Below are 14,914 nucleotides of genomic sequence, written 5' to 3' on the forward strand. Positions count from 1 at the left end.
CCCTTGGCACTTCGCACTTCTTACTTGGAACTTTCCCTTCGATGTCCTCGTCCAGCGACAATCCTCTGACCCGCTTCTCCGCCTTCTTCTGGGCGCTGGGTGTCTTCTCGCTCTTCGGCGTGATCGTGCTCGCGCTGAAGCTGTTCTCCTCCGACACCTCGGAGAGCAACCCGCTGGAAGAAGAAGCCGCGGTGAAGCGCTACGAACTCCGCAAGGCCACCGACGAGGCGCAGGCTGCCGGCTTCGCCTACAAGGAAGTCGAGAAGGGCAAGGTCGTGCAGGTGCCGCCGCACGACGTCTTCGCTCACCTCGGTGAAACGCTGGTTTCGCAGAAGGCAGCCGCCATTGAGAAGCCGGAGCAGATCATTCCGAATTCGGATCGCCAGCTTGCTGCTGCGGGAGGACCTTCCGCCGACTTCGCGGCCGTGGACAAGATGACCCCCGCCGCTGACAGCCCGATCGATCCCGCCGTGATGGCCAAGGGTCAGGCGACTTACATGATGTGCATGGCCTGCCACGGTCCGGCTGGCGAAGGCGGTCCGGTCGGCCCGCCGCTTGCGGGATCCGAATGGGTGACAGGTCCGGTTTCGAACCTCATCCGCATCCAGCTCCGCGGTCTCCAAGGCCCGATGCATATCAAGGGTGCTCTCTACACGCCGCTTGCACCGATGACCCCGATCATCGCGACCCAGGACAACGAAACCATCGCCTCGGTGCTCACTTTCATCCGCAACAGCTTCGGCAACAAGGCCGCTCCGGTGCTTCCGGACCAAGTCGAGAAGCTCCGCTCGGAGCTCGGCAAGCCGATGCTCACCGAGGCCGAACTGATCAAGCCCTGATCTGATCTGATCCGATCCTTTCCCTTTCACTCCATGTCCGCCGCCTCATCCCAGACTTCCGACGCGATCCGCCGCGCGGAGATCGACCTTTCGCTGCGCCACCCGGTGATGTTCTTCTTCACCAGCGGGGCCGCATGGTTGGCCGTGGCCATCCTGCTCGGCATCATCTCGTCGGCCAAGGTCCACAGCCCCGAGTTCCTCGCGGGTTGGGGCTTCCTGAGCTACGGCCGCGTGCAACCGGCGCACATGAATGCGCTGATCTACGGCTGGGGCTGCCAGGCCGCCTTTGGTTTCCTGGTCTGGCTGATGGCCCGCCTGTCGCGGCAGGAGTGCCGCGCCGCCGGCCTGATCCTCACCGCCGGCCACGTCTGGAACTTCGCCGTTTCGCTCGGCATCATTGGCATCCTCGCTGGCAAGAGCACGGGCATCCCGTGGATGGAAATGCCGGTCTTCGCCTGGGTGCCGATGCTGCTCGCCTACGCCGCGATCGCAATCTGGTCGATGATCCAGTTCAAGGTCCGCCCGCTAGGTCACGTCTTCATCTCCCAGTGGTACATCCTGGCCTCGCTGATCTGGTTCCCGTGGGTGTTCGCCACCGCGCACATCTTCGTCCACGGTTTCTCCGGTTCCCCGCTGATGGCTGCGGCGATCAATGCCTGGTATCGCTCGGCGCTGCTGTTCCTGTTCTTCATGCCGGCCGGCATGGCAGCGGCCTACTACTTGATTCCGAAGGTCACCGGCCGCCCGGTGTATAGCTACACGCTCTCGCTGCTCGGCTTCTGGTCGCTCGCCATCATCGCGCCATGGGCCGGGATGCAAAAGCTGGCCGGTGCGCCGATCCCGAACTTCCTGCCCTACGTCGGTGCTGCCGCGACCATCCTGGTGGCGATCCCGGCGATTGCAGTCGCGGTGAACTTGCTCAAGACCGCCGCCGGTGCTCCGGAAACCGTGGTGAATAGCCCGTCGCTGCGCTTCACGGTGGCCGGCCTGGTCGGCCTGCTGGTGACCGGCTTCGCCGCGGTTCTCCTCAATGTCCCGACGACCTTGCCGCGGACGCAGTTCTCGCTCTCGCAGTATGGCTTCGACATCCTCGCGCTCTACGGCTTCTTCAGCTTGATCGCCTTTGGCATGATCTACTTCGTGGTCCCGCGTGTGACCCGTCGCGAGTGGCTCTCCAGCCGCCTGATCAAGATGCACTTCTTCCTCTCGATCTACGGGGTGGTGACCATCGTGGTCGGGGCTGTCTTCGGCGGCCTGATCCAAGGCGGTGCTCAGGAAGACTTCAAGCAGCCGTGGGAAAACGCGATGACCTACGCCAACCCGTATGCCGTCGCGACCACCCTGTCGTGGTGCTTCCTGCTCTTCTCGAACGTCTGGTTCTTCGTGCACCTCGCGCTGATGTGGCTGCGCCTCGGCCGCCGCTCGTCGCACCCGACCCTGCTCGGCCACGCCCATCACGATGACCTGCACGATGCGACCCACGGCCCTGAAGGCGACATCGACAATGCCGGCCCCGGTTCCGCACCCGCCCATTCCCACTAAGGAATTTCAAATTTCCATTCCATGACCTTCCGCTCCTTCGCAATCGGTCTCACGCTCGCCTTCGGCATCGCCTGGCTGAGCGTGGTGGTCGTGCCGTTTTTCCTGATGCGCGACGTCAAGCCGGTGGCCTTCGATGAGGTGGCCGATGGCAAGACCGGCATCTATTTCCCGAAGCGCACCGGCCGCGTGGCCAACGGCGCGGAAGTGTATGCCTCCAACGGCTGCTACCTCTGCCACACGCAGGTGGTCCGCACCACCGAAGCCGGCAATGACCTCGGCCGCGCCGACTGGGGTGGCACCAAGACCGACGAAACCCGCGGCGACACCCGCCGCGAGTCGAATGTCTTCGACTACCAGGGCGAGAAGTTCGCGCAGATCGGCGTGTCCCGCCTCGGTCCGGACCTCTCTAACATCGGCCTACGGGTCCAGAACTACGTGAAGGAATTCGGTGGCGATCCGGAAGCCTGGCTCTACCTGCACCTTTACAACCCGCGCCTCGATCCCGCCAAGTCGACCTCCAAGTGCCCGTCGCATCGCTTCCTCTTCGAGGACAAGGAGATCACCGGTCAGAAGCCCGCCGAGGCGCTTGCCGTATCGACCAAGGAAGGCCACATGATCCTTCCGACGACCGATGCCGAGTCGCTGGTCAGCTACCTGCTTTCGCTCAAGCGCGATGACGCGCTGCCCAAGGCCATCGACCCCGCTCCCGCCAAGGCGGCAACACCTACCCCTGCGGCTGCTGCACCTGCAGCTCCCGCCGCACCGGCTGCCGCCGCCCCTGCTCCTGCTCCGTAAGGCTGAACTGTTTTTTCCCTGTCCGAGATGATCGATCCATCCAAGCCCGACCTCGAGGAATCGGTGAATGTCACCGAAGCCCACGAGCGCGTGATCCGCGGAGCCGCCGCCGCTTCGCGCGAGTCCAAACTCAAGGAAAACGGGGCCGAGCCGGTCTCGCTCTGGGTGCTCATCCTGTGCGCCGTTCCGCTGCTCGCCGCCGGCTGGACGCTCGGCAAGGCGGGCACGCTGTTTTCCTACAAGGACATCACCCGCGAGGGCTATGTTCGCCAGATTCCGGATGACGGCGAAGGTGCCAAGCTACCGCCCATCCCGTGGCTAGAAGCCTCGATCAAGAAGGGCGCGAAGTCCTATTCCAAGTGCACTGGTTGCCACGGTGCCGACGGCAAGGGCGACGGAGCCAGCTACCCGTCGCTCGCCGGATCCGAGTGGGTGAACGGGGAAACCGAGCGTTTCGCCATGGTTATCCTGAATGGTCTTACGGGACCAACCTCCACTGGCAAAACCTACGGGGTGATGCCGTCCCAAGCTGCCGGCCTGAGCGGCGAGGATCTCGCCCACCTCATGAACTTCGTCCGTCACTCCTTCGGCAACAGCGCCAGCGACGTGGTCACCAAGGAGATGGGCATCGCCGCCATTGATCTCTCCAGCAAGCGCGCCAAGGCCGGGGCACCAGTCACCGGTGACGAGCTGAATGCCGATCACAAGAAGAACCTTCCGGGCGAACCCATCGATCCGAAGATGATGGTCGATCCGATTACTCTCGAACCGGCGGAAGCCAAATAACTTCAGCCAACTTTTTCAAAACGCATGAGCGCACACGCCCACGCCGCTGACCACCACGGTCACGACGACCATCACCACCACGAACCCGGCTTCTGGTCGAAGTACGTGTTCTCGACCGATCACAAGATGATCGGCATCCAATACGGTCTGACCGCCATGGCCTTCCTGGCCTTCGGCTTCTACCTGATGATGGTGATGCGCTGGAGCATCGCCTATCCGCACGAGCCGCTGCCGGAGTGGATGAGCTGGCTCTTCACCGAAAACTGGAAGGCCCGCTGGCTCCAGGACGGCAAGGTGACGGGTGAGACTTACAACATGTTCGGTGCCATGCACGGCACCATCATGGTGTTCCTTGGCATCGTGCCGCTCGGCTTCGGTGCCTTCGGCAACTACGTGACACCGCTGCAGATCGGCGCGGTGGACATGGCGTTCCCGAAGCTGAACATGACCAGCTACTGGCTCTACCTGCTCGGTGGCCTGATCATGTGCGCCTCCTTCTTCATGGAGTCGGGTGCCGCCAAGTCCGGCTGGACGAATTACTCGCCGCTCGCCGGTTTCGCTGACGGCCAGATCGTCAACCAGTGGCTCGCCGGCCAGACGCAGTGGCTGATCGGCCTGGTGCTACTGATCTCTTCCTCGCTGCTAGGCTCGGTGAACTTCATCACCACCATCATCAACCTGCGTGCCCGTGGCATGACCTGGATGCGCATGCCCTTCTTCGTGTGGGCGATGCTGGTGACGGGCTTCTTGCTCCTGCTCGCCTTCCCGCCGCTGGAAGCCGCTGGCATCATGCAGCTCATGGACCGGGTCACGAACTCGTCCTTCTTCATGCCCTCCGGCCTGTATTCGGCCAAGGAAGGCATGGCCGACCTTTCCGGTGGCGGTTCGCCGCTGCTGTTCCAGCACTTGTTCTGGTTCCTCGGTCACCCGGAGGTGTACGTGCTGCTGCTGCCGTCGATCGCGTGCGTTGCGGAAATCATTCCGGTCAATACCCGCCGCCCGCTGTGGGGCTATAAGGCGATGGTCTATGGCGTGCTCGTCCTCGGCTTCCTGTCCTTCGTCGTGTGGGCGCACCACATGTATCTCACCGGCATGGGTCCGGTCGTCTCGACCTTCTTCCAGACCACCACGGTCCTGATCTCGATCCCGTCGGTGATCCTGCTCACCTCGATGATCATTTCGCTGTGGGGCGGCTCGATCCGCTTCAATGGCGGCATGATCTGGGCCTGCGCCTTCCTGCCGATGTTCGGTATCGGCGGTCTGACCGGCCTGCCGCTCGCCTTCAACCTGGTGGACCTCCACCTGCACGATACCTACTACGTGATCGGCCACTTCCACTACGTGGTGGCCCCGGGCATTCTCTTCGGCCTCTTCGCCGGGGTGTATCACTGGTATCCAAAGATCACCGGTCGCCACATGAGCGGCTTCCTGAATCACGTGCACTTCTGGCCCACCTTGGTGTGCATGAACCTGATCTTCTTCCCGATGCTTACCCAGGGCATGGCCGGCTTCCACCGCCGCTGGTACAATGGTGGGGATGCCTACCTCGCCAAGGCCAAGGACAGCGTCAACGTCTTCGGCCTGACCGTGGCCGAGCACATCGACCTGAACATCGTGATGTCGGTCGCCGCGTGGGCGATGGCACTGGCCCAGATCCCCTTCGTGATCAACCTCTTCACCGCGTGGAAGATCGGCCGCAAGGTCGAGAGCGACAATCCGTACCACGCCACCACCCTCGAGTGGGCGACGCCGACGCCTCCGGGCCACGGCAACTTCCTCACCGAGCCGGTTGTCTATCGCGGCCCGTATGAATACAGCCGCCCGGATTGCGACGACGATTACCTGCCGCAGTGGGAAGAGCCGAAGCGGGATAGCGATGCTCCCGCCGAGAAACCCGTGACCCCGTCCGCTCACTGACGATCCATTCGGTCCCGAGCCTGAAAACTTGGCACTGAAAACCAGCTCCTTTTCCAATGGAAATCCCCTACATCGTCACCCCACGCAAGGACACGGGCCTCTTCAATTCGAAGATCGCCATCTGGTTGTTCCTCGCGTCGGAAGTCATGCTTTTCGGCGGCTTCTTCTCGGCCTACATTTTCCTGCGCCTCGGTGCGGACTTCCCGTGGCCGGAGCGGACGCTTCCCGTGCTGCCGGGCCTCATCAATACCTTCGTGCTGATCGCCTCGTCGGTCACCGTGGTGTTCGCCTGGGCGTCGCTGAAGATGCGCCAGTGGGGCAAGTTCCAGATGTACATGGCCATCACGGTCATCTGCTCCTTCATCTTCATGGGCCTGAAGGGCATCGAGTACAACGTGAAGTTCCACCACCAGGCGCTTCGCACCAAGGACTACTCGGTCGTGGAAGGCCACCTCGGCTACCAGCCGAAGGATGGCGTGCATGTGCACCACGGTGAGGAGCTGAAGGACGAGCAGATCGCCCTCGATCACAAGGGCAAGAAGATCGAGCAGAACGTCATCAACTTCGAGACCTCGCAGATCTCCTTCAACACCGTCCGCTACCATAAGGCCTGGGTGGAGGCGATCATGGCTCATGCCGCGGAAGCCAACGCCAGCGTGGAACTCGCTTCCAAGCTCGAACTCCAGACCTCCCGTGGCACGCCGGTGGTCTTCGAGAAGGGCACCAAGCTCGACCTGAAGCTGCTGGCCGACATTACGAAGGCGCACCTTGCCGCGCGGGCGAACAATTCCGAGCTGCGGATCGATAGCCTGCGCCACGAGTGGGACAAGGCCCACGAAGCCAACCCCGGCAAGAAGGGTTGGGAACTTTCCCAGAATGTGAAGGTGGATGAAGCCGCCATTGCCAAGGACCTGATGCCCGAGGCTGCCGCGATCGCCTTCGAAGTGAAGCCTCCCACGGCCTTCCACTTCCGCCCGCGTGACATTCAGGAAGGAGCCGAAGCCGGCACCCTCCGCGACGGCACCGCTTTGGTGGGAAAGCTGCTCGAGAGCCCGATGGGTTTCCACTATGTCGATGCCCTCGACTTCCGCCACCTCGCGATGAAGGTGACCGAGAAGGTCGGTCGCCACGACGAGGCCGCGATTGAAAAGGCGATCGAGGAATCCTGGTTGCTCAAGGAGAACAAGGAGCTGGCCGAGGTCTGGGAGAAGCAACAGAAGGCTTTGGGACAGCTAACGGAATTCCTTGCCAGCAAGGGCAAGGTGCCGACCGAGAAGGACAAGTATCGCATCGGCTGGCAGGAGATGGACTACTACATGAACACGTCGCTTGCCGACGTGCAGATCGACCCCTCGAAGTACGCCATGCCGAAGTCGAAGGAGGCGCTCAAGGAGGAGTTCTTCGGTCCCGACTACAAGACGCGCAAGTTTCCGCACCTGGAAGTGCCGCGTGACCAGGTGCTCTTCGCCTCGAAGTTCGAGCCGGCGTGGAACACCTACTACGCGATCTATTTCACGATGACCGGCCTCCACGGCCTGCACGTCATCGGCGGCGCGCTCGTGCTCGCCTACTACCTCTTCTGCGGCAAGAGCATGTATCTCACCAATCCTGAGTGGCTGGCCAACCGCGTCGAAGTCGGCGGCCTGTTCTGGCACTTCGTGGACTTGGTCTGGATCTTCCTGTTCCCGATCCTGTATTTGATGTAATCTTCCCCGTTTCCGTTTTTCCGATTCCAGCCTCTTCCATCCATGGCCGATTCTCCTGAAGCAATCCAGAAGTCGCTCCGCCTCTACAAGTTCATTGGCCTCGTGCTGTTTGCCGGCACCGGCCTGACCGTGGCGGTGGCCACCATCCCGGCGCTCGACGTCGGCAAGCACGGCTTCGACATCGCCGACATGGTGCTCGGCCTGCTGATCGCGTCCGTGAAGGCTTCGCTCGTCGCAGCGATCTTCATGCACCTTAATCACGAGAAGCGCCTGATCTACTGGCTCTTCGGCTTCGGCATCGTCGCCGCCATCTGTCTTCTCGGCCTGACTGCCCTCGCGGAAACCGACCCGATCCACTACGATGGATTCCAGATCGGCGTTCCCGGTTCGGATGTCATCAAGCACTTTCCTCATAACTAACGCCCCGCCGCCATGTCGCTCCGCGCCTTTCACATTGTCTTCGTCACGGTGAGCACGCTGCTCTTCGTGTTCCTTGCCGTGTGGGCCTTCGCGTTTGCGACCGACCGCACCGGCACCATCACCACGCTCGGCGCGGTCAGCGCCGTGTTCGCGGTGGTCATGCCGGTGTACGGCATGTGCTTCTACAAGAAGGTCCGCAACATCGTCCTCTGACACCTATCACACGGCCATGATCGATACCCTGCTTGCCTGCGCCACCTGCGCCGTGAATTTCCAGGACGACGGCCCGAATGCTGCCGGCTGGTCCATTTTCTTCATGCTCGGCATCATCCTGCCGGTGCTCGGGACCGTGTTGTTTTTCATGATCCGCCTGATCCGCCGCAGCGATGCCGGACTCGACCCCGAGCTGCGCGACTGACATGCCCACCGCCTTTCCTTTTCCATGAGCCCTTCGAAATTCCTCAGCATCCCCGAAAACTTCTCCGCCCATGGCGGCCGGGTGGACCACCTCATCGATGTGGTCCACTGGTTCATGATCGCGCTTTTCGTGGGGTGGAGCCTGTTCTTCCTCTACTGCCTCTTCCGCTTCCGCGCCTCCGTACACCCGAAGGCGTCCTACCACGGCGTGCGCAACCACATCTCCAGCCACCTGGAAATCGCGGTGGTCATCATCGAGGCCGTGCTGCTGCTCGGCTTCGCCTTTCCGCTGTGGAAGGAGCGCACCGACACGTGGGAGACGGTGCAGAAGCAGGATCCCATCCGCGTCCGCGTCATCGGCTGGCAGTTCGGCTGGACCTATCACTACCCCGGCAAGGACGGGAAGTTCGGCCGCATCAATCCGCTGGTCCGCACCGCCAACGGCGATCCGGCAATCGACTTCGATGATCCGAACGCGCAGGACGACTTCATCGCGACCAACCTCAAGATCGCGAAGAACCGCCCGGCCATCCTCAACATCACGTCCAACGACGTGATCCACAACTACGCGATCGTCCCGATGCGCATCCAGCAGGACGCCATCCCCGGCCGCGAGATCCCGATGTGGTTCACGCCGACCAAGACCTTGGAAACCTCCGTCGTCTGCGCCCAGCTTTGCGGCGAGAAGCACGGCGACATGGTGGGCCTGATGGAAGTGGTCGAGGACAAGGCCTACCGCACGTGGGCCGACGCCGAATCCGACAACGCGCTCAAGAGCCGCGCACCGAAGGCCGCCACGGTGAGCCGCTGAGAGGTTCCACTGCAGTTTTCCCAAAAGCGGGAGGCCCTCCAAGGCTTCCCGCTTTTTTGTTTCAACCGCGGATGACGCGGACTTCACGGATGGGAGGAGGGGATGATGTGTTTATCCGTGCCATCCGCGTGATCCGCGGTTCAATTCCCCATGCTCCACGAGGAGATCACTAAAGACATCATCGGTGCTGCTATGATGGTGCTGAATGAACTCAGGCCGGGACTGGATGAGAGGCTCTATGAAAATGCTCTCGTCATCGAACTCCGCGCTCGTGGGCACGAGGTCGACCAGCAGCGCGAGTATCCGGTTCACTACCGCGGCCAGTTCATCGGGAGACTCATCCCTGATCTGTTGGTGGACGGAAAAGTAGTAGTGGACCCGAAGGTGGTGACTGCGTTCAACGACACTCACGTCGCGCAAATGCTAGGCTACCTCAACATCACTGGCTTGGAGGTGGCGCTGTTGCTCAATTTCAAGCATGCCAAACTGGACTGGCGCCGGGTGGTTAACCAGCGAGGCACCTTCGGAACTCAAGATGATTCTCCTACCGCGCCTCTGTGAAGTTGACCGCGGATGACGCGGATATCGCGGATGGTTTTGGATCCCTTTTATCCGTGGTATCCGTGTAATCCGCGGTTGATCCTTCTGGCACGAAAGCGGGAGCCGAGGTAGGAGGAATCGTGACCGATATGGAACGCGAGGACTTCCGTAACTTGCTCGGCGAGATCGGCAAGATGCGGATGCCCTTCGGCAAATATGGCCCGGCCGGGGTGCCGCCGCGCGGGATGCCGATTTACGACCTGCCGCCGGAATACCTCTCGTGGTTCAAGGAGCGCGGTTTTCCCAAGGGACGGCTTGGCGAGCTGCTGGCGATCATCTGCGAGATCAAGGATGTCGGGATGGATCAGGTCTTCGACCCGCTGCGAGAGGCGAACGGCGGGCGCGTGACTTTCCGGGCAAAGCGGCCGCGTGACCGGCAGTTTCCTGCGGAGGAGTGAATCGGTGGCGGCAGGCTGCTTTCCAGCTTTGTAGCGGGGCGACTTCGTCGTTCCGGCTGGGGGCGGACCGAACCGGGAATCAGAGTGGCGATCCTGCTTGTGGGCTCGCCCAGCCGGAACGGCGCAGCCGTTCCGCTACTACTCCGGGGGGCGGCTGATTTCCAGCTTAGAGGATCGAGCCCGGCGCATAGGCCGCGGCTTTGGGGTGTGCGGCTTCGAGTTCGCCGACCGCTTTCGCGAACGCGGCGACCTGTGCCTTCGCGGCACCGGCATTGCTCTCACCCGCCGCGACGATGGCGGCGAGTTGTGCTCGGTCGAGCGGGATGCGCTCGTCGTTGGCGAGGCGGTCCACCAGATCGTTCACGGTGGTCTTGCCAGCGCGCAGGTCGTTCACGGTGCCGACGGCGTGTTCCTTGATCGCCTTGTGCGCGGTCTCGCGACCGACGCCCGACTTCACCGCTTCCATCATGATCGTGGTGGTCATCAGGAAGGGCAGGTAGTGAGCGTTTTCCTTCCCGATCACCGCGGGGTAGGCGTCCATCTGGTCAAGGACGGTCAGGTAGGTCTCGAACAAGCCGTCGATGGTGAAGAAGGCATCCGGCAGCATCACGCGGCGGACGACCGAGCAGGAGACATCGCCTTCATTCCACTGGTCACCGGCGAGACCGGAGGCCATGGCGAGGTAGCCCTTCAGGATCACGTGGAAGCCGTTCACTCGTTCGCAGGAGCGCGAATTCATCTTGTGCGGCATGGCGCTGGAGCCGGTCTGGCCGGGCGCGAAGCCTTCGCTGGCGGTCTCGTGGCCGGCCATCAGGCGGAGCGTGCGGCAGAAGGAAGACGGGCCGCTGGCGAGATCGGTGAGCGCGGCGACCACGCGGAAATCGAGCGAGCGCGGATAGACCTGGCCGACATTCGTCCATACCGCCGGCATGCCGAGGTGGACGACGACTTTCTGCTCTAGCGCCGCGACTTGCGAGGCGTCGCCATTGAAGAGGGAAAGCTGGTCCATCTGCGTTCCGACCGCGCCTTTCAATCCGCGGACCGGGTAACGGGCGATCACATCCTGCAGCGCGTAATGGGCGGAGAGCATTTCCTCGCCGAACATCGCGATGCGCTTGCCGAGCGTGGTTGGCTGCGCAGCGACGTTGTGGGTGCGGGCGGTGATGACGAGGTCGTTCCACTGCTCGGCGCGCTTCTTCAGGCGGGCGAGCACGGCGACCGACTTGTCGCGAATCGCCAGCAGGGAACGCCAGACCTGGAGCTGCTCGACGTTCTCCGTGAGGTCGCGCGAGGTCATGCCCTTGTGGATGTGCTCGTGGCCGGCGAGGTCATTGAACTCCTCGATCCGCGCCTTCACGTCGTGGCGGGTGACGCGCTCGCGGGCCATGATCGAGCCGGGATCGACCGAGTCCTTGGCCTTCTCATACGCGGCGATCGCCTCGGCGGGGATGTCGAGGCCGAGGTCGCGCTGGGACTTCATCACGGCGATCCAAAACTCCCGCTCCAGCACGATGCGGCCTTCGGCTGACCAGATGGCTTGCAGGGCAGGGGAGGCGTAGCGTTCGGCGAGGACGTTCGGAATCACGGCGGGGAGTAGCGGCCACCGGCCCGCGCGGGGCAAGGGAAAATCGGGTCGTGATACGGGGGAACCGCGATTCCACGGTGCGGTCCCTATGCCCCTTTGATCGCCTTGAGGAGATCATGGAGCCTCCGGTGATTTCCCCGTTCGTTCACGGCGATCGATCCGCTGAATCTTGCGGCCATTTTCCGGAGCGTTTCGTCGGGATCCTCCAAAAGCTGGAGCAGCTTTTCAAAAGCGGCGTCGTTTTTGCCTGCCTTGTTCGCGAGCGCACTGCAGGCCCATTCCCGGTACTTCACCAGGGCTGCAGACCTGATGATTTCCTCGTAGCGGACGAGCGTCGCCGCGTCGTCGAGTCCCACGGTGACCGCCTTGATGAATTCCCATGAGTTGCTGGATTCGACCCAGCGATCATTGAGGATGTCGCGGATGAGTTCCTTTGCCTCAGGATCCTGGTCGAAGGGCGGGTGGTGCAGGCGGAGCATCATGGCGGCGTATTGTTTGGCGTCGAAGCCCAGGCAGCCGCGGCACGTGCAACGGGGAATATCGACCAATGCCGCGGCGACTTTCTGGGATTCCCGCACCTGCTCCAGGATGAGCGCTCGGGCGGAAGCGGTGTTGCCGAAGAATGCGGTGATCTGCAGGGGAATGTCCTCCTTTGGAAAGCGGCGGGCGGCTTCCACCAAATCCTGTGCGACCGCCTCATCTTCCGGGGACCATTTCGCCAGCAGGGTGGCGGCCATCCCGGCGAGCTCCGAATGCTGAAGGCAAGCGAAGGCAAACCCGGGATCTCGCCACGTTCCAGGCATATGGTAGTTCTTGGCGAGTCCCGACATCGCCTCCTTCCTGATCGAGGCATCGGGGTCATGGAGAGTGAAGTGCACCAGCTCGGGGATCCAGCGCGCGGCGTTCTGGCGGAGCGACGAGACATGGCTCCGGCGACCTTCGACGGGCATCGCTTCGACCTCCGCGCGGAGACTGCCCGGAACCTTGTTCGGGAACGCATCCATCAAGATCCGGGTCGAGGCAGTGGCGAGCAGCGGGTGCGAAGGAGACATGGCGAATTCCTGCAACGCCTGCACCACGCGTTCACCCGAACCGAAAAAATGAACGAGAATCTTCGGGCCGTAACAGGCGATGCCCCCGGATTTTCGGCCGGAGCTATTTCGCAGGGTATCCACTGCCCACGAGAAGTCGTCGTCCCCTCGCTTTCCCAGCCGGAGGACTTCGGCAAAAGCGGTTTCGGCCCCGTAGCTCACCATCGCGGATTCCGTTTCGGTGAACTCCTTGAAAAAGGAGACCGTTTCCGGCCGGTCGCCATAGATCATTCCGAGAAGCAGTAGCGCGGGGTCCAAGTCGAACTTGTCGGCGGCGGCACGTATCCCGTCGCGCAAGGCCTCCGAAACATCGACGGAGCCGGCGAGCTGGAGAATCAACTCGCGGGGATACTTCAACAACTCGCCGGAGCGAATGCCTTCCATGATCTGAACGGTGAAGGACTCATAGGGGAACCACATCGGGAAAGTGTTCGACCGTTCCCCCAGATGAATGCCCAGCAGTTCCCAGCGGGGCCCGATTTCACGGGCAATGGCTTCGCGTTCGGATCGAACGGCGAGGATCGCTTCGCAATCACCCGGGTAACTGGCGGAAGGATCGCCGAGTGATTTCAGGAATCGCTCCCTCACATGAGAACGCAGGACGCCCTGGAGGCACATCACCCGGATCACATCCCAGTGTCCGGGCGTTCGTGTCGCCTCGCGCAGGATCTCCAGTGCCTCCGGGTCTTCCGGATAGCGCCGGGCGATCCATTGCAGCGCCCGGCCATCGCCTGCGCGGGCTTTTTCAAGCAGGCGATCCCGCACGCGCGGATCCTGGTGGAGACGATGGCCGGCGGCATTCGTGGCACTCGATGCCTCGCTTGAAAGGCTGCTGTCGAAGGCGTCCAGGATGGCGCGAATGCATTCTTCGTCGCCGATCCTCGCGATCACATCGGAGAGGTAGGCATCTCCATCGTGCTGCTTTCGGAAGGCCAGTGCGGTTTCGCGCACCCATGCCTGTTCCCGGTTCGCATCAAGAAAATGGGAAAGGATGCGCGCCATCTCGAACCCCTCGGAGCCGTCGCAGGCCCATGATTTGATCCGGGCTATCACGTCAGGATCATCCCCCGCTTGCGCCAGCAGGACGGGCACAACCTTGTTCCGGTGGTAAGGATTGCTCTCAGCGATCGACAGTAACAGCCGGCTTGCGGTGGCTGGAGGAATGGCCGCCCCGAATTCCTCCAACTTGGTGAGGACGATGGCTGCGTCCGGGCGATTCAGTGCCACCGAGCGATCGACGAGGTCCACGAATTCCGCGGGATCGGTGCAGCAGGTCAGCAGGATTTCAGAAGCGAGCGGGTTGGCGCCTTCCACCAGCGACCTGCGGGCGGCTGAGAGTACGGCCGGGGTGTTCCGGTCGAGCGCTTCATCCTTGATTTCCCGGGTGAGGTAGATCCTGGACTTCCGGTCGAAAAGGAAATCGAACTCACCCCGGTCACAGAGCTCCTTGGCGGCGATGAACTGCTTCCCGACATGCAGGCTGGAGTCCGCGATCCAGGCCGCGAGAGTGGAGGAATCCGCAGCTTTCGCTTGTCCGGCCAGGTCGGTGTCATCAACCGGGCTCTCGAAGCGGCCCCTGAGATGGGACGCGAAGTCCTTGCCCAGGTAAATGCCGCTGGTGAGATCGCGGAACCCATAGGCTGCTTGTGCCATGAAAGGGTCGAGCCATGGATGGTCCGGCTCATGTTTCTCGATGAACTTGTAGGCGTCCTCACTTAGCATCCCATCCTCTCCGAGCCCGGGACGGAACGCGCGGTTTTTCCAGCGCACGAACCGGGGATCCTCCGGCCGATGTCTTCGCAGGAACTCGATCACATCACCCGAGGGGAATTCATCGGCGTGGAGCAGATGGAACAGCCAATCGACGGCCTCCTCGTCTGCAGAGAGGGAATCGGGGATGATACGCCGGCCCTCCTGCCTGAAGATGAGGTCTAACAAGAGTTCCCTGGCGGAGATTTCCATGAGCGAGGAGTAAGGGCTGCACTGGAATGACGCAATGAGATCCCC

Annotated in this window: 14 protein-coding genes; 12 read left to right on the forward strand and 2 right to left on the reverse strand. The window is 62.3% G+C overall.

Translation table 11 applies throughout. The features are described 5' to 3' along the window. The first annotated feature begins 41 nt into the window (after positions 1-41). The 12 genes from OKA05_RS25935 to OKA05_RS25990 all read left to right on the forward strand — a co-directional run bounded on the left by OKA05_RS25935 (position 42) and on the right by OKA05_RS25990 (position 10,231). A complete protein-coding gene (locus tag OKA05_RS25935) occupies positions 42-839 on the forward strand; it encodes a c-type cytochrome (RefSeq protein ID WP_264490129.1) in 798 nt (265 codons plus the stop codon). 33 nt (positions 840-872) lie between these two features. Then, entirely contained in the window at positions 873-2,381 is a 1,509-nt protein-coding gene (locus OKA05_RS25940) for a cbb3-type cytochrome c oxidase subunit I (RefSeq protein ID WP_264490130.1), read from the forward strand. A gap of 21 nt (positions 2,382-2,402) precedes the next feature. After that, positions 2,403-3,176: a cbb3-type cytochrome c oxidase subunit II gene (locus tag OKA05_RS25945; RefSeq protein ID WP_264490131.1), complete on the forward strand. Its 774-nt coding sequence runs from the start codon at positions 2,403-2,405 to the stop codon at positions 3,174-3,176. Between the two features lie 27 nt (positions 3,177-3,203). After that, positions 3,204-3,962 (forward strand): c-type cytochrome, encoded by a 759-nt coding sequence (locus OKA05_RS25950; RefSeq protein ID WP_264490132.1) that lies wholly within the window; start codon positions 3,204-3,206, stop codon positions 3,960-3,962. A 24-nt stretch (positions 3,963-3,986) separates the two neighbouring features. Further along, positions 3,987-5,879 carry a cytochrome c oxidase subunit I gene (locus OKA05_RS25955; RefSeq protein WP_264490133.1) on the forward strand — a complete coding sequence of 631 codons (1,893 nt, stop codon included), beginning with the start codon at positions 3,987-3,989 and terminating at the stop codon, positions 5,877-5,879. Positions 5,880-5,935: 56 nt separating this feature from the next. Beyond that, entirely contained in the window at positions 5,936-7,585 is a 1,650-nt protein-coding gene (locus OKA05_RS25960) for a cytochrome c oxidase subunit 3 (protein ID WP_264490134.1), read from the forward strand. Between the two features lie 42 nt (positions 7,586-7,627). Continuing rightward, on the forward strand, positions 7,628-8,005 hold the full coding sequence (locus OKA05_RS25965; RefSeq protein WP_264490135.1) for a cytochrome C oxidase subunit IV family protein: 378 nt from the start codon (positions 7,628-7,630) through the stop codon (positions 8,003-8,005). Between the two features lie 12 nt (positions 8,006-8,017). Beyond that, positions 8,018-8,218, forward strand: a complete 201-nt coding sequence (locus tag OKA05_RS25970; protein ID WP_264490136.1) for a hypothetical protein — start codon at positions 8,018-8,020, stop codon at positions 8,216-8,218. 16 nt (positions 8,219-8,234) lie between these two features. After that, the gene (locus OKA05_RS25975; RefSeq protein WP_264490137.1) at positions 8,235-8,423 is read left to right on the forward strand and encodes a hypothetical protein; all 189 of its coding nucleotides are present in this window, start codon (positions 8,235-8,237) and stop codon (positions 8,421-8,423) included. A 24-nt stretch (positions 8,424-8,447) separates the two neighbouring features. Further along, complete coding sequence (locus tag OKA05_RS25980) at positions 8,448-9,233, forward strand: cytochrome c oxidase subunit II (RefSeq protein ID WP_264490138.1); 786 nt, start codon at positions 8,448-8,450, stop codon at positions 9,231-9,233. Positions 9,234-9,383: 150 nt separating this feature from the next. Next, positions 9,384-9,794 (forward strand): GxxExxY protein, encoded by a 411-nt coding sequence (locus OKA05_RS25985; protein ID WP_264490139.1) that lies wholly within the window; start codon positions 9,384-9,386, stop codon positions 9,792-9,794. Positions 9,795-9,922: 128 nt separating this feature from the next. After that, positions 9,923-10,231, forward strand: a complete 309-nt coding sequence (locus OKA05_RS25990; protein WP_264490195.1) for a putative quorum-sensing-regulated virulence factor — start codon at positions 9,923-9,925, stop codon at positions 10,229-10,231. A gap of 166 nt (positions 10,232-10,397) precedes the next feature. Here the strand turns inward: OKA05_RS25990 and purB are convergent, their stop codons facing one another. Beyond that, a complete protein-coding gene (gene purB / locus OKA05_RS25995) occupies positions 10,398-11,816 on the reverse strand; it encodes an adenylosuccinate lyase (RefSeq protein WP_264490140.1) in 1,419 nt (472 codons plus the stop codon). Positions 11,817-11,902: 86 nt separating this feature from the next. Beyond that, the gene (locus OKA05_RS26000; protein ID WP_264490141.1) at positions 11,903-14,869 is read right to left on the reverse strand and encodes a hypothetical protein; all 2,967 of its coding nucleotides are present in this window, start codon (positions 14,867-14,869) and stop codon (positions 11,903-11,905) included. Positions 14,870-14,914 lie beyond the last annotated feature (45 nt).

It is taken from the genome of Luteolibacter arcticus, from assembly GCF_025950235.1.
Lineage (GTDB): Bacteria > Verrucomicrobiota > Verrucomicrobiia > Verrucomicrobiales > Akkermansiaceae > Haloferula > Haloferula arctica.

What these genes read in the sequence shown, in the direction of transcription:
- OKA05_RS25935 (WP_264490129.1), top strand. Translation starts at nt 42, where the DNA reads ATGTCCTCGTCCAGCGACAATCCTCTGACCCGCTTCTCCGCCTTCTTC.
- OKA05_RS25940 (WP_264490130.1), top strand. Translation starts at nt 873, where the DNA reads ATGTCCGCCGCCTCATCCCAGACTTCCGACGCGATCCGCCGCGCGGAG.
- OKA05_RS25945 (WP_264490131.1), top strand. Translation starts at nt 2,403, where the DNA reads ATGACCTTCCGCTCCTTCGCAATCGGTCTCACGCTCGCCTTCGGCATC.
- OKA05_RS25950 (WP_264490132.1), top strand. Translation starts at nt 3,204, where the DNA reads ATGATCGATCCATCCAAGCCCGACCTCGAGGAATCGGTGAATGTCACC.
- OKA05_RS25955 (WP_264490133.1), top strand. Translation starts at nt 3,987, where the DNA reads ATGAGCGCACACGCCCACGCCGCTGACCACCACGGTCACGACGACCAT.
- OKA05_RS25960 (WP_264490134.1), top strand. Translation starts at nt 5,936, where the DNA reads ATGGAAATCCCCTACATCGTCACCCCACGCAAGGACACGGGCCTCTTC.
- OKA05_RS25965 (WP_264490135.1), top strand. Translation starts at nt 7,628, where the DNA reads ATGGCCGATTCTCCTGAAGCAATCCAGAAGTCGCTCCGCCTCTACAAG.
- OKA05_RS25970 (WP_264490136.1), top strand. Translation starts at nt 8,018, where the DNA reads ATGTCGCTCCGCGCCTTTCACATTGTCTTCGTCACGGTGAGCACGCTG.
- OKA05_RS25975 (WP_264490137.1), top strand. Translation starts at nt 8,235, where the DNA reads ATGATCGATACCCTGCTTGCCTGCGCCACCTGCGCCGTGAATTTCCAG.
- OKA05_RS25980 (WP_264490138.1), top strand. Translation starts at nt 8,448, where the DNA reads ATGAGCCCTTCGAAATTCCTCAGCATCCCCGAAAACTTCTCCGCCCAT.
- OKA05_RS25985 (WP_264490139.1), top strand. Translation starts at nt 9,384, where the DNA reads ATGCTCCACGAGGAGATCACTAAAGACATCATCGGTGCTGCTATGATG.
- OKA05_RS25990 (WP_264490195.1), top strand. Translation starts at nt 9,923, where the DNA reads ATGGAACGCGAGGACTTCCGTAACTTGCTCGGCGAGATCGGCAAGATG.
- OKA05_RS26000 (WP_264490141.1), bottom strand. Translation starts at nt 14,869, where the DNA reads ATGGAAATCTCCGCCAGGGAACTCTTGTTAGACCTCATCTTCAGGCAG.